General features: G+C 68.2%; 21 protein-coding genes. 14 read left to right on the forward strand and 7 right to left on the reverse strand.

From position 1 onward, the window contains the following. Positions 1-15: 15 nt before the first annotated feature. From AC1RRS_RS12280 to AC1RRS_RS12310, 7 genes are all read left to right on the forward strand, one after another. Positions 16-960: a LysR family transcriptional regulator gene (locus AC1RRS_RS12280; RefSeq protein WP_492855417.1), complete on the forward strand. Its 945-nt coding sequence runs from the start codon at positions 16-18 to the stop codon at positions 958-960. A gap of 202 nt (positions 961-1,162) precedes the next feature. Further along, on the forward strand, positions 1,163-3,277 hold the full coding sequence (locus AC1RRS_RS12285) for a TonB-dependent siderophore receptor (RefSeq protein ID WP_492855419.1): 2,115 nt from the start codon (positions 1,163-1,165) through the stop codon (positions 3,275-3,277). 261 nt (positions 3,278-3,538) lie between these two features. Next, positions 3,539-4,825, forward strand: coding sequence for an RNA polymerase sigma factor (locus tag AC1RRS_RS12290; RefSeq protein WP_492855420.1), 1,287 nt, complete (start codon positions 3,539-3,541; stop codon positions 4,823-4,825). 61 nt (positions 4,826-4,886) lie between these two features. Continuing rightward, entirely contained in the window at positions 4,887-5,411 is a 525-nt protein-coding gene (locus AC1RRS_RS12295) for an SRPBCC family protein (protein WP_492855421.1), read from the forward strand. 40 nt (positions 5,412-5,451) lie between these two features. Beyond that, positions 5,452-5,661, forward strand: a complete 210-nt coding sequence (locus AC1RRS_RS12300) for a hypothetical protein (protein WP_492855422.1) — start codon at positions 5,452-5,454, stop codon at positions 5,659-5,661. A 380-nt stretch (positions 5,662-6,041) separates the two neighbouring features. Beyond that, positions 6,042-7,664 carry a DEAD/DEAH box helicase gene (locus tag AC1RRS_RS12305; protein ID WP_492855423.1) on the forward strand — a complete coding sequence of 541 codons (1,623 nt, stop codon included), beginning with the start codon at positions 6,042-6,044 and terminating at the stop codon, positions 7,662-7,664. 120 nt (positions 7,665-7,784) lie between these two features. After that, positions 7,785-8,042, forward strand: a complete 258-nt coding sequence (locus AC1RRS_RS12310; protein WP_487289380.1) for a hypothetical protein — start codon at positions 7,785-7,787, stop codon at positions 8,040-8,042. Between the two features lie 133 nt (positions 8,043-8,175). Here the strand turns inward: AC1RRS_RS12310 and AC1RRS_RS12315 are convergent, their stop codons facing one another. Further along, the gene (locus AC1RRS_RS12315) at positions 8,176-9,633 is read right to left on the reverse strand and encodes a coniferyl aldehyde dehydrogenase (RefSeq protein ID WP_492855424.1); all 1,458 of its coding nucleotides are present in this window, start codon (positions 9,631-9,633) and stop codon (positions 8,176-8,178) included. Positions 9,634-9,813: 180 nt separating this feature from the next. On the opposite strand from AC1RRS_RS12315, the gene AC1RRS_RS12320 reads away from it, so the two are divergent. Together AC1RRS_RS12320 and AC1RRS_RS12325 are read left to right on the forward strand one after the other, a co-directional pair. Next, a complete protein-coding gene (locus AC1RRS_RS12320; RefSeq protein WP_487289383.1) occupies positions 9,814-10,875 on the forward strand; it encodes a GGDEF domain-containing protein in 1,062 nt (353 codons plus the stop codon). Between the two features lie 155 nt (positions 10,876-11,030). Beyond that, a complete protein-coding gene (locus tag AC1RRS_RS12325; protein ID WP_492855426.1) occupies positions 11,031-11,834 on the forward strand; it encodes an enoyl-CoA hydratase/isomerase in 804 nt (267 codons plus the stop codon). 56 nt (positions 11,835-11,890) lie between these two features. On the opposite strand, the gene AC1RRS_RS12330 is transcribed toward AC1RRS_RS12325, so the two are convergent. From AC1RRS_RS12330 to AC1RRS_RS12340, 3 genes are all read right to left on the reverse strand, one after another. Further along, a complete protein-coding gene (locus AC1RRS_RS12330) occupies positions 11,891-15,091 on the reverse strand; it encodes a TonB-dependent receptor (RefSeq protein WP_492855427.1) in 3,201 nt (1,066 codons plus the stop codon). A gap of 268 nt (positions 15,092-15,359) precedes the next feature. Continuing rightward, a complete protein-coding gene (locus AC1RRS_RS12335) occupies positions 15,360-15,746 on the reverse strand; it encodes a DUF6165 family protein (RefSeq protein ID WP_492855428.1) in 387 nt (128 codons plus the stop codon). After that, the gene (locus AC1RRS_RS12340) at positions 15,746-16,720 is read right to left on the reverse strand and encodes a glycosyltransferase family 9 protein (RefSeq protein ID WP_492855430.1); all 975 of its coding nucleotides are present in this window, start codon (positions 16,718-16,720) and stop codon (positions 15,746-15,748) included. Before AC1RRS_RS12340 ends, AC1RRS_RS12335 begins: the two co-directional genes overlap by 1 nt. A 95-nt stretch (positions 16,721-16,815) precedes the next feature. Between AC1RRS_RS12340 and AC1RRS_RS12345 the strand changes: the two genes are divergently transcribed. Genes AC1RRS_RS12345 through AC1RRS_RS12365 form a run of 5 tightly spaced genes read left to right on the forward strand, consistent with a single transcriptional unit; the run spans position 16,816 to position 19,702 of the window. Continuing rightward, positions 16,816-17,376 (forward strand): TetR/AcrR family transcriptional regulator, encoded by a 561-nt coding sequence (locus tag AC1RRS_RS12345; protein ID WP_110119797.1) that lies wholly within the window; start codon positions 16,816-16,818, stop codon positions 17,374-17,376. A gap of 19 nt (positions 17,377-17,395) precedes the next feature. Next, the gene (locus AC1RRS_RS12350) at positions 17,396-18,181 is read left to right on the forward strand and encodes a lysophospholipid acyltransferase family protein (protein ID WP_492855431.1); all 786 of its coding nucleotides are present in this window, start codon (positions 17,396-17,398) and stop codon (positions 18,179-18,181) included. Positions 18,182-18,185: 4 nt separating this feature from the next. Continuing rightward, a complete protein-coding gene (locus AC1RRS_RS12355) occupies positions 18,186-18,554 on the forward strand; it encodes a hypothetical protein (RefSeq protein WP_492855432.1) in 369 nt (122 codons plus the stop codon). Next, positions 18,551-19,138, forward strand: a complete 588-nt coding sequence (locus AC1RRS_RS12360) for a hypothetical protein (protein WP_492855433.1) — start codon at positions 18,551-18,553, stop codon at positions 19,136-19,138. Before AC1RRS_RS12355 ends, AC1RRS_RS12360 begins: the two co-directional genes overlap by 4 nt. Positions 19,139-19,150: 12 nt before the next feature. Further along, entirely contained in the window at positions 19,151-19,702 is a 552-nt protein-coding gene (locus AC1RRS_RS12365) for a CDP-alcohol phosphatidyltransferase family protein (RefSeq protein WP_492855434.1), read from the forward strand. A gap of 3 nt (positions 19,703-19,705) precedes the next feature. Here AC1RRS_RS12365 and AC1RRS_RS12370 read toward each other — a convergent pair whose 3' ends face one another. From AC1RRS_RS12370 to AC1RRS_RS12380, 3 genes are all read right to left on the reverse strand, one after another. After that, complete coding sequence (locus tag AC1RRS_RS12370; protein WP_492855435.1) at positions 19,706-20,014, reverse strand: hypothetical protein; 309 nt, start codon at positions 20,012-20,014, stop codon at positions 19,706-19,708. A gap of 75 nt (positions 20,015-20,089) precedes the next feature. Then, on the reverse strand, positions 20,090-20,485 hold the full coding sequence (locus tag AC1RRS_RS12375; protein ID WP_492855436.1) for a HesB/IscA family protein: 396 nt from the start codon (positions 20,483-20,485) through the stop codon (positions 20,090-20,092). A gap of 14 nt (positions 20,486-20,499) precedes the next feature. After that, positions 20,500-20,859, reverse strand: coding sequence for an SUF system Fe-S cluster assembly protein (locus AC1RRS_RS12380; RefSeq protein ID WP_110119803.1), 360 nt, complete (start codon positions 20,857-20,859; stop codon positions 20,500-20,502). Between the last annotated feature and the right edge of the window lie 4 nt (positions 20,860-20,863).

The raw sequence follows: 20,863 nt of genomic DNA on the forward strand, positions 1-20,863 counted from the left end.
CTCTTCACGTCAGCCATGAACGCCGTGAATTTCAGAACCGCCGACCTCAATCTCTTCCGGGTTTTCGTGACCCTGCTGGAGGAGAACAACGCCACCCGCGCCGGTGAGCGCCTGGGGCTTTCGCAGTCGGCCGTGAGCCACGCCCTGCGCCGCCTGCGCGAGATGGTCGGCGACGACCTCTTCGTGCGCGGCCAGACCGGCCTGCGCCCCACGCCCCGCGCGCTGGAGATCGCCGAGACCGCCCGCACCGCCCTGAAGCTGCTGGAGACGGCGGTCCTGGCCCCGCGCTTCGACCCGTCCGTCGACCAGCACGCCTTCAACGTCGCGGCGGGCACCTACATCACCTACGTGCTGGGTCCGCTGATCGCCGAGCGGGTGATGGCGGTGGCGCCCAACGTCCAGGTCCACTTCCGCAATCTCTACGCCGGCATGACCGAGGATCTCGACACCGGCCGGCTCGACATGGTCATCGGCTGTTTCGAGGCCGTGCCGGGCCGCTTCACCCACACCCGGCTGTTCGACGAGAGCGGCGTCTGGGTCGCGCGGATCGGCCACCCGGCGATCGCCCAGGGACTGGACCACGCCGCCCTCGCCCGCCTGCCGCGCCTGGGCGTGACCGGCGGCAACGACGATCCCGACCGCACCTCGGCCGGGCACCTTGGCCTGCGCCGGGTGACCTCCTGGGGCGAGCGCTACGGCCTGGGCGAAAGCCCCGATCCGTCGTTCTCGGTGCAGGACTCGTTCAGCGCCCTGAACATGGTCGCCCGCTCGGACATGATCTGCATCCTGCCCCGCCGTCTCGCCCAGACCGCCGCCGAGCGCGGCAAGGTGGTGATGATCGAGCCGCCAAACGCCCCGCCGCCCACGCCGTTCGGCGCCGTGATGCGGGCCAGCGACGCCCCGGACTCGCCTAACGGCTGGCTGCTGGAGCTCTGCCGCGAGGCTGGCGCGCTGCTCTGAGGCCTTGAGCCGGCTTCTCGACCGGCGTCACCGGCAGCCCGATCAGCTACCCCTGAGATATTTCGAAATACAATTGCGAGTGATTTGCAATCCCATCCTCCCCTCGCTATAGCCTGCCGGACGCCGACACCGTCGGCGTCCGGATTATCTGGCGCCGCTCTCCCTTTGCGTGATCGCAAGCGGCGCAACCAAGGGGTGGCCCATGTTCCTGAAGACCACGCTGCTGGCGAGCGGCGCTTTCCTGGCGCTCGCCGGGCCCGCTCTCGCGCAGACGACGACCGACGACACCGACGTCGAGGGCGTGGTCGTCACCGGCGCCTACACCGTCAACAGCCGCATCGACACGGCGACGGGCCTGGGCCTGACCCTGCGCGAGACGCCGCAGTCGGTCACGGTGATCACCGCCCAGCGCATCCAGGACCAGAACCTGTCGACGATCGCCGACGTCGTGCGCAACACCGCCGGCGTCTCGATGGTCGAGGTCGACGACGTGCGCAACGTGTTCAACGCCCGCGGCTTCGAGATCAAGAACTACCAGATCGACGGCGTGCCGCTGTCGTGGAGCCTGGCCGGCGATAGCGGCGAGACCGTCGCCGACGTGTCGATCTACGAGCGCATCGAGATCGTGCGCGGCGCCACCGGCCTGCTGACCGGCGCCGGCGACCCGTCGGCCTCGATCAACCTGGTGCGCAAGCACGCCGACTCCCGTGAATTCAAGGGTTCGGTCACCGGCTCGCTCAGCAGCTGGGACCGCCGCCGTCTCGAAACCGACCTGTCGGGCGCGATCAAGGACGGCGCGATCCGCGGCCGCTTCGTGGCCAAGTACGAGCAGGGCGACACCTATTTCGACCGCCAGACCACCGAGAAGCACGTGCTCTACGGCGTCGTCGAGGCCGACCTGACCGACACCACCCTGCTGCGCGTCGGCGCCAGCCAGCAGGTCACCACGCCGAACGCGGCGTTCTGGGGCTCGCTGCCGAGCTTCTACACCGACGGCACGCGCACGAACCTGCCGATCTCGACCAACACGGCCGCCAACTGGTCGTACTGGGACACGACCAACACCAACTACTTCGCCAACCTGACGCACAGCTTCGCGAACGGCTGGAAGGTCTCGTTCAACTACAACCGCATGATCAACGAGCAGGATTCCCAGCTGCTCTATCTCTACGGCACCATCGACCGCACCACGGGCGTCGGCCTGGCCACCTGGCCCTACAAGAGCAAGGGCGAGACCACCCAGGACAGCTTCGACATCCAGCTGCACGGCGACTACTCGCTGTTCGGCCGCGAGCACGACTTCACCGTCGGCGCCCTGCGCAGCGTCCAGAAGTCGGACGTGGTCTACTACCAGGCCGGCGGCGCCAACGCCTTCCTGCCGGCGACCAGCATCTACAGCTGGGACGGCAACTTCCCGCAGCCGACCTTCGCCACGACGCCGACCCAGTACACCGACAACGAGACCGAGCAGAGCGGCTTCTTCGCCGCCACCCGCCTCAACGTCACCGACGCCCTGAAGGTGGTCGGCGGGGCGCGGATCTCGGCCTGGAAGCGCAGCGGCCTGAACGGCGGCACGCAAGAGAACTACTCGTCGGACAACGTCGTCATTCCCTATGTCGGCGTGCTCTACGACCTGACCCCGACGCACCGCCTCTACGGCAGCTACACGGAAATCTTCCAGCCGCAGAACCTGCGCGACGTCAACGGCACGGTGCTCGATCCGGTCACCGGCAAGGCCTATGAGCTGGGCCTCAAGAGCGCGTTCTTCGGCGACGTGCTGCAATCGACCATCGCCGTCTTCAAGATCCAGCAGGACGGCGTGGGTCAGGCGACCGGCCAGTTCGTGATCGGCAACCCGACCGAGCAGGCCTATGCGCCGGCCGACGGCGCCGAGAGCACCGGCTTCGAGCTGGAACTGCTGGGCCGCGTCACCCCCAACTGGAAGGTCAGCGCCAACTACGCCCAGTTCGAGGTCGAGGACTCGAGCGGCGCCAAGGTCAACACCGACCAGCCGCGCAAGAGCTTCTCGCTGTTCACGACCTACGAGTTCAACGGCGCGCTTGACGGCCTGACCGTCGGCGGCGGCGTCAACTGGCGCGACACCATCTACTCGGTCACCGGCTCGGCCCGGATCGAGCAGGAGGCCTTCGCCCTGGTGAACCTGATGGCTCGCTACGAGATCAACGAGAACCTGTCGGTGCAGGCCAACGTCGATAACCTGTTCGACGAGACCTACTACAGCCAGATCAGCTATTTCAGCCAGTACCGCTACGGCGCGCCGCGCAACTACACGGTCGCCCTGAAGTACGCGTTCTGATTACTGGGAGGCGGATCACGCCTCCCGCCTGATCCAGTCGAAGAAGCCACCGGGTTCGCCTGGCGGCTTTTTTCGTGTCGGCGATGTCGGCAAGGCGAGGCGGCCGGCGTCCTTGGTCAGCGGCCCCGCGGCCGCGGGAGACGCCAGGATGCCCGACGCCATTCTCTGCTATCAGATGCGGGACGACGCTGGCGCATCTGGCTGCGCCTCTGTTTTGGGAGCAGAGGGTCGCCGGCCCGACCGGCGTTGTGGAGCCGACCGATGACCGATCCCGACTGGATCGACGCCGCCCTCGTCTCGGCCCGCCCCCGGGCCATGGCCGCCCTGTTGCGCTATTTCCGCAACCTCGACACGGCCGAAGAGGCCTATCAGGACGCCTGCCTTCGCGCCCTGAAGTCCTGGCCGCAGAAAGGCCCGCCGCGCGATCCGACCGCCTGGCTGATCCTGGTCGGGCGCAACAGCGGCGTCGACGCCGCCCGCCGCCGGGGCCGCCAGACCGCCCTGCCCTCCGACGAAGTGCTGACCGACCTCCAGGCCGGGCTCGACGACGCCGAGGCCGCCGCGGCCGAGCGGATCGACGGCGCCGACTGGCGCGACGACATCCTGCGGCTGCTGTTCGTCTGCTGCCATCCCGACCTGCCGGCCACCCAGCAGATCGCGCTCGCCCTGCGCATCGTCTCGGGCCTGTCTGTGCGCCAGATCGCCCGCGCCTTCCTGGTCGGCGAAGCCGCCATGGAGCAGCGGATCACCCGCGCCAAGGCCCGCATCGCCAAGGGCGACACGCCGTTCGAAGCCCCCAGCCTGACCGAGCGCGCCGAGCGGCTGCTGGTGGTCATGGCCATGGTCTATCTGGTGTTCAACGAGGGCTATTCGGCCGGCGGGGCCGAGGCCGACGCCCGGAGGCCGCTGTGCGACGAGGCGATCCGCCTGTCGCGCCTGCTGCTGGTCCTGTTTCCAGACGAGGCCGAGGTCATGGGCCTGACGGCGCTGATGCTGCTGCAGCACGCCCGCTCGCCCGCTCGGCTCGACGCCGACGGCCTCGTCGTTCTGCTCGAGAACCAGGACCGGTCGCTGTGGAACCGGGCGATGATCGACGAGGGCCTGGCCCTGCTCGACCAGGCCATGCTGCGCCGGGATCCCGGCCCCTACCAGGCGCAGGCCGCCATCGCCGCCCTGCACGCCCGCGCCGAGCGCCCCGAAGATACCGACTGGGCCCAGATCGACCTGCTGTATGCGGTGCTGGAGCGCATGACCCCCTCGCCCGTCGTCACCCTCAACCGCGCGGTCGCCGTCTCCAAGGTCGCCGGACCGGAGGCCGCCCTGGCGATGATCGCGCCGCTGGAGGAGCGGCTTGCGGGCTATTTCCACTTCCACGGCCTGCGCGGCGCGCTGAATCAGCAGCTGGGCCGCGACGACGACGCCCGCGAAGCCTTCGGACGCGCCATCGCCCTGGCCGGCGGCGCGGCCGAGGCCGTCTACATCCGCCAGCAGCTCGATCTCCTTCAGACCGGCCCCGAGAAAAATCGCGGGCGAGTGTCGGAAGCCTGACGGTTCGAACGTCCTCGTCGCGAACGGCCCGGCAAGGGCCTCGCCTTCAAGGGAGTTTCCGATGCTGAAGATCATCGCCGCCGTCGTCGTGCTGGGCCTGGCCGCCCTGCTGATCGCCGCCGCCCTGCGTCCGCCGACCTTCCGCGTCGAGCGCTCGATCCTGGTCAATGCCCCGCCCGAGGCCGTGTTGGCCCAGGTCTCCGACTTCAAGGCCTGGCGCGGCTGGTCGCCCTACGAGACCTTCGACGCCGACCTTTCGCGCACTTACGCCGGTTCAGATCGCGGCGTCGGCGCGACCTACGCCTGGGCCGGCAGGAAGGCCGGAACCGGCCGCATGCGCATCGACGAGGCTGCGAGCCGCCAGGTGCGCATCGCGCTCGACTTCGAAAAGCCCTTCAAGGCCAGCAACACCGCCCTCTTCACCGCTGTTCCCGAAGGCGACGTCACCCGCGTGACCTGGTCGATGTCGGGCCCCGCGCCGTTCGTCTCGCGGCTGATGGGCCTGGTGTTCAACATGGACAAGATGATCGGCCGCGATTTCGAGACGGGTCTGTTCAATCTCAAGACCGTGGTCGAGCGTTCATAATCCGTCGTCGCCCAAAGACCCGTCGCCCCAGGAGTCCGACATGGCCCGCTTCCTCCTGCTGAAGTTCGAACCGTCTTCAGAGCCGCGGGTTTTCCCCGGCGACCAGGAGACGAGCCATCCGGCGGCCCACAAGGGCGGCAAGGAAGGCGGCGAGGCCTCGGCCGGCGACAGCGCCGCCGATCGTTCGGCTTCCGCCAGGAAAGCTGCGGCCACCCGCAAGCGAAACGCCGAGCAGCACGCGCATCACTGAGCCGCGCGGCTGAAAGCTCTCTTAGAAAAACTGACGCGCTCGAATCCATACTAATCCAGTAGTGATTTCTCAGCGCCGTCTTCCTCCCCTTTGGCGGCGCCGAGCGGAGCGCCGCCCCGCCAGGACTTCACGGACGGCTCCCGTGTCCTGGTCCCGTCCTTCGGGGGAAGGACTGGGGCGGCGCTCACTCTTGGACTCGCTCTTCCACCCCTTCCTCTTGCGCTTTGGCGCACGGCGGCCCGCCCGAGGCCGCACAGGCCCCGCGAAGATTGACTTTGCGGCGATTGCGCCTATTTATCCCCACCTTCGGAGCAGGTCTGGCGAATCCGCGCCGCCCGCTCGCCCAAGCACGGGCGGCTCCGAGTTCAGACCAGCGTGAAATGACAGAATTCTCCGATCTCGGGCTCTCGCCCACGACCCTTCAAGCGGTCGCCGACACCGGCTACACGACCGCCACTCCGATCCAGGCCCAGGCGATCCCGGTCGCCCTCGCCGGCCAGGACGTCCTGGGCATCGCCCAGACCGGCACCGGCAAGACCGCCGCCTTCACCCTGCCGCTGATCGACAAGCTGCAGTCGGGCCGGGCCAAGGCTCGCATGCCGCGCGCCCTGGTCATCGCCCCGACCCGCGAACTGGCCGACCAGGTCGCCTCCAGCTTCGAGAAGTACGCCAAGGGCACCAAGCTCTCGTGGGCGCTGCTGATCGGCGGCGTCTCGTTCGGCGACCAGGAAAAGAAGCTCGATCGCGGCGTCGACGTGCTGATCGCCACCCCGGGCCGCCTGCTCGACCACTTCGAGCGCGGCAAGCTGCTGATGACCGGCGTGCAGTTCCTCGTCGTCGACGAAGCCGACCGCATGCTCGACATGGGCTTCATTCCGGACATCGAGCGCATCTTCAAGATGACGCCGCCGAAGAAGCAGACCCTGTTCTTCTCGGCGACGATGCCGCCGGAAATCACCCGCCTCACCAAGCAGTTCCTGAAGGATCCGGTGCGGATCGAGGTCGCCAAGCCGGCCACGACCAACGCCAACATCACCCAGCTGCTGATCAAGGTGCCGTCCTCGGACCCCAAGGCCAAGCGCCTGGCCCTGCGCACCATCGTCGAGAAGGCCGCGCCGGAAACCGGCATCGTCTTCTGCAACCGCAAGACCGAAGTCGACATCGTCGCCAAGTCGCTGAAGGTGCACGGCTTCGACGCCGCCGCCATCCACGGCGACCTCGACCAGAGCCAGCGCATGAAGACCCTGGCGGCCTTCCGCGACGGCTCGCTGAAGATCCTGGTGGCCTCCGACGTCGCCGCCCGCGGCCTCGACATCCCGGCCGTCAGCCACGTCTTCAACTACGACGTCCCGCACCACGCCGACGACTATGTGCACCGCATCGGCCGCACCGGCCGCGCCGGCCGCTCGGGCGTCGCCTACATGCTGGTGACCCCGGCCGACGACAAGGGCTTCGACAAGGTCGTCAAGCTGATCGGTTCGACGCCCACCGAAGAAGTCATCGACGTCGATTACAGCGACGCCGTCACCGTGCCGCGCGAAGGCGATCGCCGTCGCGGCCGCAGCGAGCGTCCGGGCCGTGAACGCGGCGAGCGGAGCGAGCGCGGTGAACGCAGCGGCCGGGGCCGTCGCGAACGCGCCGAGGCCGCTCCGGCCGAGGGCGAAGTCGTCGAAACCGTCGCCGTCGCCGTCGAGGCCGCTCCGGAAGCGCCCGTCGTCGAACGGGCCGAACGTTCGGAGCGTCCGGAACGCGAACGCAAGCCGCGCCGCGAACGCACCCGCGACCGTGAGCGCGCGCCCGCCGCCGTGGTCGAGGCCGCTCCCGTCGAGGAAGTCGCTCCCGCGGCCCGCCCCTCGCGCGAGCGTCCGCCGATGCCGGTGCGCGGCGTCCAGCCGGTCCGCGCCCGCGACGACGACGACGATCGCCGCGTGGTCGGCTTCGGCAACGACATCCCCGCCTTCCTGCTGCGGGCTCCGCCTCGCCTGGCCAAGGTCGAGGACTGACGAACCGCCCATTCGGGCGTAGAGTGGCCGGCGTGCTCCACGGAGCCGCCGGCTTTTCTTTGTTTCCTCGACGGTTCCGCGCGTTTGCCAAGAACGAGCAAAAAGCCCGGAGGAACCGCCATGGCCAATTTCACGCCGTCCCAATCAGACGCCGACCTGCTGACCCACGAACGCACCTACCACGCCTTCAGCGTGCTGATCCGCTGGTGCGTCGTCGCCCTGGCGGTCGCCATCACCACCCTGACCCTGTGGTTCGCCACGCCGGCGGGCTTCTTCGGCGGACTGATCACGGGCGTCGTGCTGGCCGTGGCCGGCTATTTCGCGGTCATCCGCCACGAGGCCAAGCAGCCGCTGGACCTGTGGACCGAGGGTCGGTGAAGCGCGCCTTCGGCGCTCCCCCTCCGGCCCTTCGGGCCACCTCCCCCAGAGGGGGAGGATCTGCGCCGCGCTAAATGCTCCCCCAATGGGGGAGCTGTCGGCAAAGCCGACTGAGGGGGGTCGCCGCAGGCGACTACCGCTTGATCTGCCCCGCCAGATACTTCCGGATCGCCGCGCCATAAGGCGGGCGCAGGGCCAGCATCGGACCGATGTCCTTCTTCAGCTGGTGGAACACCGCCTTGCGGTGGCTGAACTCGCGGAAGCCGTCGTGGCCGTGATAGGCGCCCGTACCGGCCGGGCCGACGCCGCCGAACGGCAGATCCTCCTGGGCGACGTGAAAGATCACGTCATTGACCGTGGCCCCGCCGCTGGTCGTGCCGTCCAGCACCTTCTCGCGCTCAGCATCGTCGGTCCCGAACCAATAGAGAGCCAGCGGCCGGGCGTGGGCGTTGACGTAGCCGATGGCGTCCTCGACGCGGTCATAGGCCTTCACCGGCAGCAGCGGACCGAAGATCTCGTCCTGCATCACCGTCATGTCGTCGGTGGGATCCAGGATCAGGGTCGGCGGCATCTTGCGGTGCTCCTGCTGGGCGAAGTCCTCGCCGGCCGGATTGAGTTCGACCACTCTGGCGCCCTTGGCCCGCGCGTCATCGACATAGCCCTTCACCCGGTCATAGTGGCGCTGGGCGACCAGGGCCGTGTAGTCGGGATTGTCCTTCAGGGTCGGGAAGCTCTTGGCGACCGCCGCCTTGGCCGCCTCGACGAAGCGGTCGACGTCCTCGGCCGGGGCCAGCACGTAGTCGGGCGCCAGGCAGATCTGGCCGGCGTTCAGCGTCTTGCCGGCCATCACCCGCGCCGCGGCGGTCTCCAGATCCGCCCCGCGCGACAGGATCACCGGGCTCTTGCCGCCCAGCTCCAGCGTCACCGGCACCAGGTTCTCGGCCGCCGCCCGCATCACGTGGCGCGCCACCGAGGTCGCGCCGGTGAACAGCAGGTGGTCGAAGGCCAGGCCCGAAAACGCCTGCCCCACGTCCGGACCGCCGGTGACGACCGCGATCTCCTCCTCGTCGAAGGCCTTGGCGAACATCGCCTTCATCAGCTCCGACGTCGCCGGCGTGAACTCCGACGGCTTGATCATCGCCCGGTTGCCGGCCGACAACACCCCGGCCAGCGGCGCGAAGGTCAGGTTGATCGGGAAGTTCCAGGGGCTGATCACGCCGACCACGCCCTTGGGCTGCCAGCGCACCTCGGCCTTGGCCCCGAACACGCCCAGCAGCGCCGGCGTGGTGCGTCGCTTCTCGGTCTTCATCCACTGGCGCAGATGGTCGCGGGCGAACTTCAGCGGCCCGATCGAGCCGGCGACGTCGGTCAGGGCCGTGGCGTCCTTGGAGCGCACGCCGAAATCGTCGCTCACCGCCTTGGCGATGTCGTCCTGGTGATCGACCAGAAGGCCGATGCAGCGGTTCAGCCAGCCGATACGCCGTCCGGCCGACGGCGCGCCGTCGCGCAGGTGGGCGGCCTTCTGCTTCTGCAGCACCGTCTCCAGGCCGGCCCGGACGGCCTCCGGACCAAGGTTGGCGGGGGCGTTCATACGGCGTCTCTCCCGAAAACGGCCTCTCGGCTCATCTTATCAGCGTTCAGGATGCGTTGAAGTTGTGACCGGCGCAAGCGCGCCCGTCCGGCCTTAACCGCTCGTTTGAACTCTTGCGCTTATGTTTGGCGCGCAAGCGATCGGCCTCGGAGAAACCGGGACCGAACGGGGGAATGAAAGATGTCGGACGTCGAGACCACGCTGCGCGGCCCTGAAGCCTACAAGATCGCCCGTCGGGCCCTGGACCTGATGGAGCGTCATCAGATCTGGCCGACCGCGCTGAACTTCGAGCTCTGGACCCACTATGTGGCCGATCCGGACGGCGCCCTGGCGCGCGAGATCACCCGCCTGATCTCGATGGGCGAGCCCATCACCGAGATGCTGAGCGAAGAGCTGGCCGCCGCCTATCTTCCCAAGGCTCGCCTCAACGAACAGATCCGCGACGCCGGCGACCTGCTCTCCAAGGAGCTGGAATCGGTTTCGAAGGCCATCCAGAACGCCCAGAAGACCAACGCCGCCTTCGGCAAGACCCTGGCCGGGGTCTCCAAGGACCTCGACGGCCCCACCGCCGTCGAAGGCATCAAGGCCGTGGTCACCAGCCTGGCGGCCGCCACCCGGCAGGTCGCCAAGGAAAACAAGGCGCTGGAGAACCGCCTGGCCGAGTCCACCGCCGAGGTCGACCGCCTGCGCGAGCACCTGGAGCAGGTGCGCCGCGACGCCACCACCGACGGCCTGACCAACCTGGCCAACCGCAAGGCCTTCGACGAAGAGCTGGAGCGGGCCTGCGCCGAGGCCGACGAGGCCGGTTCGGCCATCTGCCTGGCCGTGCTCGACATCGACCACTTCAAGGGCTTCAACGACACCTGGGGCCACCAGACCGGCGACCAGGTCATCCGCTACGTCGCCAGCGTCATCGGCCGCGTCGCCGCCCTGCCCCGCTTCGCGGCCCGCTACGGCGGCGAGGAATTCGCGATGATCTTCCCGGGCGAAGCCGCCACCGTGGTCAACGCCACGCTGGAAGAGATCCGCGTCGAGGTCTCCTCGCGCATGCTCAAGCGTCGCTCGACCAACGAGGACCTGGGCGCCATCACCCTGTCGTCCGGCTTCGCCGAGCGCCGCAAGGGCGAGACCGCCCACTCGGTCATGGAACGCGCCGACACCGCGCTCTACGCCTCCAAGCGCAGCGGCCGCAACCGCGTCACCGCCGCCGAGACCCAGCAGGAATCGGCCAACGCGGCTTAAGAACAGAACACGCGTTCTTCTCCAGAGAACCGCGTCCGGAGCCCGTCGATCCCAGGATCGGCGGGCTCTTTCTTTTGGCGCAAGCCCTCTTGCGTTCCCCCGGGGCATCCGCGCCTAGCTTGCCTTCAGGCGCGAAAAGACGCCCGGAGGATGTGATGGCCTACGAGAAGATCCGGCTGGAAACCGAAGGCGGCGCAGCCGTCGTCACCCTTTCCGATCCCGCCACGCTCAACGCCGCCAGCCCCGAGGTCGCCCGCGAACTGGCCCACGCCTTCGGCGCGATCGCCGCCGGCCAGCTCGAGGCGCGCGCGGTCGTCCTCACAGGCGAAGGCCGCGGCTTCTGCTCGGGCGCCAACCTTTCGGCGGGCGCCACCGCCGGCCGGCCGATGGACGCCGACGGCAAGCCCGACGCCGGCGCGGCGCTGGAAAGCGTCTACAATCCGCTGGTGACGCTGCTGCGCGACTTCCCGCTGCCGATCGTCACCGCCGTCAACGGCCCGGCCGCCGGCATCGGCTGCTCCCTGGCCCTGCTCGGCGACATCGTGGTGGCCGCCGAAAGCGCCTACTTCCTGCAGGCCTTCCGCCGCATCGGCCTGGTGCCCGACGGCGGCTCGACCTGGCTGCTGCCGCGCCTGGTGGGCAAGGCCCGGGCGATGGAGATGATGCTGCTGGGCGACAAGATCCCCGCCGCCAAGGCCCTGGACTGGGGCCTGGTCAACCGCTGCGTCCCCGACGCCGAGCTGATGCCGACCGCCCTGGAGCTGGCCCGCGCCCTGGCCGAAGGCCCGGCCTCGCTGGGCGCGATCCGGCGGCTGGTCTGGGACAGCCTGGAGAGCGACTGGATCGGCCAGCTGCACGCCGAACGCCAGGCCCAGCGCGCCGCCGGCAAGACCGAGGACTTCATCGAAGGCGTCTCGGCCTTCCTGCAAAAGCGCCCGGCGACCTTCAAGGGGCGGTGAGGCCGAAATGGAGGGCGCGGATGGTCGAAACCGCCCGCGCCCCAGTCGCCTAGCAATCAGTACTTCAGCCTGAACCCCACCGACATGCTGCGCCCGGTCGAGCCGTAGTTGGTGACCAGGTGGTTGGCGTCGTAGGCCCAGCGCTCGGTCTTCTGGTTGGTCAGGTTCAGCGCCTCGATGTTCAGCGTGATGAACTTGTTGACCGTGTAGGTGGCCGAGCCGTCGAGGTTGAAGGTGGCGTTGGAGCCGCCGAAGTCGTTGACGTAGGGCGACGAGCAGTCGCCCGGCGCACAGGTGCCCGAGGCCAGCGGATAGGTCGTGTAGTAGGCCGCGCGATAGGCGCTCGACAGGCGGGCCGACCACTTGTCGGCGTCGTAGTAGACCGTGAAGTTCACCGCGTCGGGCGAGGCGCCCAGCCAGGGTCCTTCGACGATCCCGTCGGCCTTGTCGGGGTTGAGGATGTAGCCCAGCTTGGATTCCAGGTGGGTGTAGTTGGCCTGGACGCCCAGCTTGTCGAACGGCGCGGGCAGGAAGGTCAGGTTCTGCTGGTAGCTGAACTCGACGCCCGAGATCCGCCCGCCGGGCGCATCGACGTACTGGCGGATGGTCCAGTCGCCGTCGGCGGCGATATAGGCCAGCAGCGCCGTATTGGTCAGGGCGTCCTTCACCGAGGCCAGACTGTCGCTGTCGAGCAGCTGGCTCAGCGGCCCCGAACGCGTCACGTTCTGCGGGAAGCTGCTGATCTCCTTGGTGAAGATCGCCGCCGAGAACAACGCCCCTGGCGCGAAGTACCATTCGAACGACAGGTCGTAGTTGGTGGCCCGGAACGGCTTCAGCTCCGGATTGCCCAGGGTGATCGACGGTAGCGAGCTCGACGGCAGCGAAGTGCTGAGCGAGGAGATGCCCGGCGACAGGTTGGCCAGCTGCGGCCGCGCCATCACCTTGGCCGCGCCGAAGCGCAGCAGCATGTTGTCCTTCAGCTCGTAGGCCAGGTTCAGCGACGGCAGGAGGTCGTGGTACTTGTTGGTCGCCGTCAGAGCTCGGGCCGAGGTCGAGTAGCCGTTCGATTCCAGCTCGGTCAGGGCATAGCGCACCCCGACATTGCCGCGCAGGGTGCGATCGAACAGCCCACTGCGGAAGTCGAACTGGTTGTAGAAGCTGGTGTCGGTCTCGGTCACCGAATAGGCGTTGCCGGGGTTGGACTTCGACGACAGTCGCCAGTCGCCCCACTTGTTCACGCAGTTGCAGTCGAAGCCGAACAGGCTGCGGAACTTGTCGATGTCGGGCACGATGAAGCTGGTCGGCGTGCCGGACGAGACGTCCAGACCCGCGCCCCAGTTCACCAGCTTGCTCATCGCCGCCGTCGTGGTGCCGGCTTCCAGCAGCGTCGGGTTCAGGGTCTCGGTCGACAGGCGTTGGTACTGCGCCGTCGTGAACTGATAGACGCGCCGGGCGACGCCGCCGCTCCAGGTCAGGTCGTCGTCGATGTCGTACTTGAGATCGACCTTGGCGGTCTCGTAGCGGTTATCGACATAGCGCTCGTAGTGGCGCAGGGCCGAGAAGCCCTTGACCGTGTCCCACTGGGTCGGGTCGGCCACGTTGAAGCCGAAGTTGAGGATCGGCATCGAGCCGCCGCCCCGCTCGTCATAGACCACCCCGTCGGCGTCCATGTGGTTGAACTCGACCAAGAGGCCGGTGTTCTGGGTGCGCGAACGTGACAGGCCGTAGGTGGCGTTCAGGGTGAAGCGGTCGCTGAACTCGTGGGCGACGTTGAACGAGGCCTGCTGGAAGGTGGTGGTGTAGTAGCTCTCGTCGGCGGCCGAGCGGACGTCGACATTGTCCATCACCAGATAGTCGGCCTGGTTGGCGTCGTTGACGTGGGCTTCCAGCACCTGGGTCGCCGGCCGGCCGACCAGGGCCTGGATCGCGCCCAGCACGCCCGCCGTCCCCGTCTGCCCGTTGTAGCCGTACTTGTAATAGTAGTCGTAGGGCTCGAGGTTGTTGGGATTGTAGCTGTAGCTCGTGCCCGACACGAGCGAGGAGCCGTAGAGGTCCGTGCCGCAGTCGATGGCGTCGCGATAGGCCGTGCCCGTCTGGCTGGTGCAGTACGGCAGGATCTGGCGCTGCACGCTCGCCGGCGCGGTCGAGGCGTTGTAGGTCGAATAGGTCTTGCCGCCCGAGGTCACCGTCTTGGTGTTGTTGCGGTTCAGGCCCACGGTCTGCAGCTGGTAGTTCGTCTGGTCCTGCCACAGCCGCGAATAGACCAGATCCGTGGTCACCGTGGTCTTCGGCGTCGGCCGCCACTGGAAGGCCGCCGTCGCCCCGATCCGCTCCTGTTGCAGTTCGGCGTGGTTCAGGGTCGCAAGCGCCGGGATCACCGTCAGGTCGTTCATCTGCGCCAGGGCGTCGGCGCTGGAGCCTTCGGCCACCGTCGCGAAGCCCGTGGCCGTCGTCGTCGCGCCAGTGTGGGTGGCGTTGCGGTACAGCAGGTCGCTCTGGCCCGCCTGGCGCTGGTAGCTGTCGATGGTCTGCTTGCGCGAGTTGTAGGCCAGCGAGAACAGCGCCCCGAGGTCGCCGATCTTGGTGTCGTTCCAGCGGTCGGAGACGAGGCCCGCGATGCGCGGCACGTGGTTGCCGCCGTTCTCGTAGTAGGAATCCTGGATCGACAGGGCCAGGCGCCGGCCCTTGAAGTCGAACGGCCGGCCGGTCTGCAGGTCGACCGTCGCCCCCAGCGAGCCCTCGTCGGTCTCGGCCGAGGCGGTCTTCTGGACCTTCAGCGAGTTGAACAGCTCCGAGGCGAAGGTGTTGAAGTCGAAGCCGCGCGAGCGGTTGGGGCTGGTGCCGGAATCGGTGGCCGCCGCCGTCGACAGGGCCTCCAGGCCGTTCAGGCGAACGCGGGTGAAGTCGCTGCCCAGGCCCCGGACGGTGATCGTACGCCCCTCGCCGTTCTCGCGGTCGATCGACACGCCCGGCAGGCGCTGCAACGACTCGGCGAGGTTGGCGTCCGGGAAGTCGGCGATGTCCTCGGCGTTGATGGCGTCGACCATCACGTTGGCGTTGCGCTTGACGCTGATCGCGCTCTGCAGGGCCGCGCGGTAGCCCGTGACCACCACCTCCTCGACGGCGGTGCTCTCGACGGACTGGCCCGAAGCCTGAGCAACCTCTTGAGCGTGAGCCGCCCCGGTGCTCAGAGCCAGCACGGACGCGGCCGCGCACAGACGCGCCGCGGCGCGACGTTGGAATGTCGTTTGAAGCATGATGCCTCCCCCTCCCTGTCGTTTCCTTCGGAGGAGGCCCGTGTGATCCGCGCCGCCCTCCGGTCGCCGCCCAGAAGCGGTAACCGGTGTCATTATCGGCGAGACCTCTTTGGCGGCGGATTTCGTCAGATTGCCAAAGAGCGTCGTTAGGTGTCGCCGACGCAGCGAGACGCTAGGCGACGGAACGACGAAGGGCGGCCCGCTCGCGCGGACCGCCCTCGAAAGACGCCAGAAAATTCAGACGCAAGAATTTGATTTCAAAGCGCTATCAATACTGCTTGTAGCTCTTTTCCTCGAAGATCTCCGAACCGCTGAGGCTGTTGATCTGGCGCTTCACGGCGGCGCGCTTGTCGTTGTCGAGATAGACCCGACGGGCCAGCTGGATGAACTCGGGACCGAAATCCTGGGTCCGTTCGCAGGCCCGCTTGCCCTCTTCGATGTCCCAGAGCGCCGCGTTGATTTCGGTCAGTTCGGCCGTCAGGCGGTCGAGCTCGGCGCTGGGCGTCAGCTTTTCGGCGGCGATTCCCTCCAGCAGGGCCAGCTCCTTGCGGACATTGGCCTCCTTGGCCGGATCACCGATGCGCACGGCCTTCACGCGCAGGATGGTGATCTTGTCGACGAGCTCGCCGGCGGAAATGGGGGCGAGGATGGACATCAGGAAACTCCGGCGATCAGGGTGTCGAGGGCGGCCTTCACGACATCGGTCGGAAGTGCGGCCATGCCCTCTCCGTAGTCCTCGGCGCATAGCACCTCAAGACGGCGCGCGGCAGGCCGGAACTTGACCGCCTTGCGGCGATTCAGTTGCAGCGACAGCAAGGAAGCCCCACCGGCCGCCAGCATGTGTCCGGGGCCGGCGTCATTGGCGACCGCCGCCGCCAGCCGCCCAGCCAGGGCGATGGCCAGCAGCGGCCCCTTCACCGAGGTGAAGCCGTCGCCGCGATCGGCCTCGGGAAACAGGGCCCCGGGAACCTCGGCGCGGGCGATCGCCGCGTCGGCCGCCTCGTCGGGCCCGAAGAAGAACACCGGCGTGCGCCCAGCCGCCTGCTGGTCGCGTGCGAGATCGAGATAGCGTTCCAGCGGCCAGCGCTTTTCCTGGCCGCCGGCGCCGGGCGCGAGACCCACATAGACGGGGCCGTCCGGCAGCAGGGCCCTGGCGGCCGAAAGCGCGTCGGTCTCGGTCAGGGTAAGCGGCCGCAAGGCGCCCTGCCCGTCGCTCGCCAGGCTCAGCAACCTTGCCAGCCGGTCGACCACGGCCGCCGGCCAGTCGCTCTTGCGGGCTTCCATCGCGGCGGAAACGAACCGCCCCTTGGCTGCCCGACGCGCGACGAGGCTGCGCCGCAGGTTCTCCTGGGTGTCGATGACTAGGTCGAAGGTCCGGCCGCCGAACGGCCTGACCCACGGCAGCACGTCCAGCGCGCCCGCGCCGGTGACGCCGTCCTTGAGAATCTCGTCGACATAGCCGGCAACGACGCGCTTCAGCGGGCCGTCATAGACCGTCTCGCCCTTGGCCGCGCACCAGGTGACGCGCGCATCGGGAAAGGCCGCGCGCAGGCCGGCCACGAAGGGCAGCTTGATCAGGCCGTCGCCGATCACCTCGCCCATGGAATAGATCAGAACCGTCTGGACCATGGCCGTGCATGACCGCGCCCGCCTCAATCGTCAATCTCCAGGGCGTATGTGAGCGTTTACTTGCAATCCGCTCGATCTGATGTAACGTCGGTCTCATGAGCGCCAAGCCCCGCATCGAACGCGCCGCCCTCGAGGTCTTCGCCGCCCAGGGCGTCGACGCGGCCACCACCAAGCTGATCGCCGCCCGCGCCGAGGTCTCGGAAGGCGCGATCTACCGTCACTGGAAGAGCAAGGACGAACTGGCCATCGGCCTGTTCATGGCCGCCCACCGGCGGCTGTCCGAGCTGATCGAGGCCGAGGCGAGCGCCGTCCACGGCGTCGAGGCCAAGGCCGGCGCCATCGTCCGCGCCTACTGCACGGCGGCCGACGAGGACTGGACCCTGTTCTCGTTCCACCTGCTGCAACTGCACCACTTCCTGCCCTACTACCAGGAGGACGGCCGCGACCCGGTCACCCTGGTCGAGACGATCATCAAGCACGCCATGCTGAAGATGGAGCTGCCGCCGGGCGACCCGCGCGTCATCGCCGCCATGGCCATCGGCGTCATCACCCAGACCGCCCAGAACCGCGCCTACGGCCGCCTGGGCGAAGACCTGCTGTCGGCCCACGCTCCTTTGATGACCGCGGCGGTCCTCGCCGTGCTGAAAGCCCGATAACCCTTAGGACACCCGGACCATGCGCAGCGCGCTGTTCAACGCCTACTACTGGGTGCTGTCGATCTTCTACGGCCTGTCGGCGGCGCTCTCGGCGCTGCTGCCGGGCCGCCGGCCGGTCACCTTCGCCCTGCGGCTCTATTCGAAGCGCATGCTGTGGGCCCTGCGGGTCTTCGCCGGGGTCGAGGTCGAGCTGAAGGGCCAGGAAAACCTGCCGAAGGGCGCCTTCATCATCGCCGCCAAGCACCACAGCTGGGGCGACGGCTTCGTGATGTTCGCCAATCTCGACAACCTCAGCTTCGTCACCGGCGACCACCTGGAGAAGTTCCCGCTGCTGGGCGGCATTCTCAAGAAGTTCGGGGCCATCGTCGTCGACAGCTGCGGCGGACCGGAAGCCCGCGCCGCCCTCTCCAAGAGCGCCGCCCAGGTGGCCGCCGAGGGCCGCCGTATCCTGATCTATCCCGAGGGCCACCTGGCCGCGCCGGGCGAGCGCTTCCGCTATCGCACCGGCGTCTATCACATGAGCCAGGACTTCGGCCTGCCGGTGGTGCCCGTCGCCACCAATCTCGGCTGCTTCTGGAAGCAGCAGGAAAAGAAGAAGACCCCCGGCCGCGCCACGGTGGAGTTCCTGCCCGCCCTGCCCCAGGACCTGCAGAAGGTCGAGTTCATGAAGCTGCTGGAAAACACCGTCGAAGGCCGCACCAACGAACTGATCGCCGAAGCCACCGGCCAGCCGGTGAGGGCCTCGGTGCTGGTCGATCCGCCGCGCAAGAAGCCGGCGGCCGACGCCGAACCGCTGTCGGCCTGACGCCATGCTGGGGCTGGCGACCATCCTGCTGCTCCAGGGCGTGGCGACCTTCGCGGCCATCGCCATCGCACGGGCGACGGGGGCGGAGAAGCGGCGATCCCTGCTCCTGCTGATCCTTCCCGCTCCGATGCTGCTCGGCCTGGCCTGGGGCCTCCTGTTCAAGGCGACGCCGGACTCGACCTTTCCGCGCCCGACCTGGCTCATCGACATCGCCTGCGCGATCCCGCTGTCGATCCTGCCGGCGACGGTGGTCGTGGTTATCTACGCCCGCAAGTTCCGCCTGCTGGCGGCCACGTTCGGCCTGTTGCAGATGCCCTTCACCCTCGTCGTCGGCTTCTTCTCGGCCATCCTGGTCAGCGGAGTCGCTCCATGACCCTCAATCCAGCCAGGACCCCCATGGCCGCCAGCTTCCGCGCCGCCCGCTTCGCCGCCTTGCTGCCTCTGCTCGCCCCGATCCCCGCCGCCGCCCAGATCACCAAGGCCGTGATCCCCACGGAAGCGGGCTTCGAGCCGCATTGGTGGCCCGAGATCACCGCCCCGGCGGGGTGGAGCGCGCTTGAAGAGGTCAGGCACGAGAACAACTGCAAGGCTCTCACGCCAGCGGGCCAGACCTTCAGGGACGCTCCGGCGGTCATCTATGCCTGCGCCACTCGGCGGAACGGCGACGCCGACGACCTGGCGGGGTTCCTCGAGCAGGACCAGGCCAAGTTCCTGGCCGACGATCCGGGCCTGAAGCTCGAGCGCCTGCCGGACATGGCGACCGCCGTCGGCGACCCGCTGACGCTATACCGCCAGACGCCTGGCAAGGGCGCCAACTGGGAACTCGTCGCCTATGGCCAGGAGACCGACGCCGACGGCCAGACCTTTTTCCTGACCTTTGTGCTCAGCGCCCGCTCGCCGGAAGCGCTGGCCAAGAGCCAGGCCGCCTACCGGACGATGGTCACCGCCTATCGCTAGAAGGAGGCCGACATGCTGGCCAACCTGCTGACCGCGCTTCGCCTGCTCGCCCTGCCCTTCCTGGCCTGGGCCGTTCTCGCCGACGCCGGCTGGATCGCCCTGGCCCTGTTCCTCGGGGCGGGCCTGACCGACGTGCTCGACGGCTGGGTCGCCCGGCGCTTCGGCCAGACCTCAACGTTCGGAGCGATGTTCGACCTGCTGGCCGACCGGCTGCTGACCCTGGTCAGCCTCGCCGCCCTGATGGCGGCCGGCGCCTTTCCGGGCGCCTGGATCTCGGTTCCGCTGCTGCTGATCGCCCGCAACTTCTTCGTCGCGGGCCTGCAGCAGGCCCAGCCCGAACGCGACTTCAACTTCCCGCCGCTGGAGCACCCGAAGATCGCGCTGAACTTCCTGGGCGTCGGCCTGCTGCTGGCCCCGCTCGGCGCACAGACGGCCGGCCTCTGGGCCCTGGCCGCCAGCGCGGCGCTGTCGGTCGTGACGGTGGCGATCTATGCGCGCCGGGTCGCACCCGGCTTCGTCGGCGCCGAAAACCCGGCCAGCGCAACCAGCAGCCCGTCCCAATGACGATCAGCGAAGGGCGAAGGTTGCGACCAGGAGCATGATGGGGACCAGAGGCGCGCAATATCCCCACGTCGCCAGTTTTCGACGGCTCCGCGCAACGCCGAGAAAACAACAGATGGCGCCGCCCATCGCCACGGTTGGCGTCAGGATCAGAGCCAAGGCGAAGGCCGGACCCCGGCTCGCACTCAGATCGACACCCGGAACCAGCAGCATGGCGATGATCAGCGCCGGCAAGCTGAACAGAAGCCAGATGACGCCGAAAACGGCCGCCATCCCGCGCCAGAACTGACTGCTTGCCGCTATGGTCTTGGCCAACGACCTGTTCGCTTTCTCGCTATGGCCGTCGGCCTCGCTTGATCCAGCGATCAAGCCTTTCGATCGTCTACGGCGTCACGCCTCGGAGGGCTCAGGCGCCGGCTGAATGGTCACGCTCTCGCCGCAGCCGCAGGCGTCGGTCTCGTTCGGGTTATGGAACACGAACTTCGACGACAGCTTGGTGACCTCGTAGTCGATTTCGGTGCCGATCAGGAACAGCACCGCCTTCGGCTCGATCAGGATGGTGACGCCCTTGTCCTCGACGACCTCGTCGATCGGACCCTTCTCCTTGGCGTATTCGAAGACGTATTCCTGGCCCGCGCAGCCGCCGTTCTTCACGCCAACGCGCAAACCCGCATAGGGCTGGTCGGCCCTGTCCATGATCTCCTTCACGCGCGCGGCCGCGGCCTCGGTCAGGGTGACGACCTTGGGGCGCGGGCGGCGCGGACGGGTGGTGACGGCGGCTTCCATGGCGGGTCCTGCCTCTAGAACATGTTCAGCTGCAACTTGGCCTCGTCGCTCATCCGCGACGGGTCCCACGGCGGGTCGAAGGTCAGGTCGACATTGCACGAGCGGATGCCGTCGATCTCCATGACCGCGTCCTTGACCCAACCCGGCATGTCGCCGGCCACCGGGCAGCCCGGCGCGGTCAGGGTCATGTCGATGGCCACGTCCTTGTCGTCGCTGACGTCGACCTTGTAGATCAGGCCCAGCTCATAGATGTCGACCGGGATTTCCGGGTCGAACACCGTCTTCAGCTTCTCGATCAGCTGGTCGGTCAGGCGGTTCAGCTCTTCCGAGGAAAGAGCCGTCGCGGCTTGCGGGACTTCGGCTTGGTCGGTCATAGGC

Source organism: Caulobacter sp. GW821-FHT12A07, from assembly GCF_058807655.1.

What these genes read in the sequence shown, in the direction of transcription:
- AC1RRS_RS12280 (WP_492855417.1), top strand. Translation starts at nt 16, where the DNA reads ATGAACGCCGTGAATTTCAGAACCGCCGACCTCAATCTCTTCCGGGTT.
- AC1RRS_RS12285 (WP_492855419.1), top strand. Translation starts at nt 1,163, where the DNA reads ATGTTCCTGAAGACCACGCTGCTGGCGAGCGGCGCTTTCCTGGCGCTC.
- AC1RRS_RS12290 (WP_492855420.1), top strand. Translation starts at nt 3,539, where the DNA reads ATGACCGATCCCGACTGGATCGACGCCGCCCTCGTCTCGGCCCGCCCC.
- AC1RRS_RS12295 (WP_492855421.1), top strand. Translation starts at nt 4,887, where the DNA reads ATGCTGAAGATCATCGCCGCCGTCGTCGTGCTGGGCCTGGCCGCCCTG.
- AC1RRS_RS12300 (WP_492855422.1), top strand. Translation starts at nt 5,452, where the DNA reads ATGGCCCGCTTCCTCCTGCTGAAGTTCGAACCGTCTTCAGAGCCGCGG.
- AC1RRS_RS12305 (WP_492855423.1), top strand. Translation starts at nt 6,042, where the DNA reads ATGACAGAATTCTCCGATCTCGGGCTCTCGCCCACGACCCTTCAAGCG.
- AC1RRS_RS12310 (WP_487289380.1), top strand. Translation starts at nt 7,785, where the DNA reads ATGGCCAATTTCACGCCGTCCCAATCAGACGCCGACCTGCTGACCCAC.
- AC1RRS_RS12315 (WP_492855424.1), bottom strand. Translation starts at nt 9,633, where the DNA reads ATGAACGCCCCCGCCAACCTTGGTCCGGAGGCCGTCCGGGCCGGCCTG.
- AC1RRS_RS12320 (WP_487289383.1), top strand. Translation starts at nt 9,814, where the DNA reads ATGTCGGACGTCGAGACCACGCTGCGCGGCCCTGAAGCCTACAAGATC.
- AC1RRS_RS12325 (WP_492855426.1), top strand. Translation starts at nt 11,031, where the DNA reads ATGGCCTACGAGAAGATCCGGCTGGAAACCGAAGGCGGCGCAGCCGTC.
- AC1RRS_RS12330 (WP_492855427.1), bottom strand. Translation starts at nt 15,091, where the DNA reads ATGCTTCAAACGACATTCCAACGTCGCGCCGCGGCGCGTCTGTGCGCG.
- AC1RRS_RS12335 (WP_492855428.1), bottom strand. Translation starts at nt 15,746, where the DNA reads ATGTCCATCCTCGCCCCCATTTCCGCCGGCGAGCTCGTCGACAAGATC.
- AC1RRS_RS12340 (WP_492855430.1), bottom strand. Translation starts at nt 16,720, where the DNA reads ATGGTCCAGACGGTTCTGATCTATTCCATGGGCGAGGTGATCGGCGAC.
- AC1RRS_RS12345 (WP_110119797.1), top strand. Translation starts at nt 16,816, where the DNA reads ATGAGCGCCAAGCCCCGCATCGAACGCGCCGCCCTCGAGGTCTTCGCC.
- AC1RRS_RS12350 (WP_492855431.1), top strand. Translation starts at nt 17,396, where the DNA reads ATGCGCAGCGCGCTGTTCAACGCCTACTACTGGGTGCTGTCGATCTTC.
- AC1RRS_RS12355 (WP_492855432.1), top strand. Translation starts at nt 18,186, where the DNA reads ATGCTGGGGCTGGCGACCATCCTGCTGCTCCAGGGCGTGGCGACCTTC.
- AC1RRS_RS12360 (WP_492855433.1), top strand. Translation starts at nt 18,551, where the DNA reads ATGACCCTCAATCCAGCCAGGACCCCCATGGCCGCCAGCTTCCGCGCC.
- AC1RRS_RS12365 (WP_492855434.1), top strand. Translation starts at nt 19,151, where the DNA reads ATGCTGGCCAACCTGCTGACCGCGCTTCGCCTGCTCGCCCTGCCCTTC.
- AC1RRS_RS12375 (WP_492855436.1), bottom strand. Translation starts at nt 20,485, where the DNA reads ATGGAAGCCGCCGTCACCACCCGTCCGCGCCGCCCGCGCCCCAAGGTC.
- AC1RRS_RS12380 (WP_110119803.1), bottom strand. Translation starts at nt 20,859, where the DNA reads ATGACCGACCAAGCCGAAGTCCCGCAAGCCGCGACGGCTCTTTCCTCG.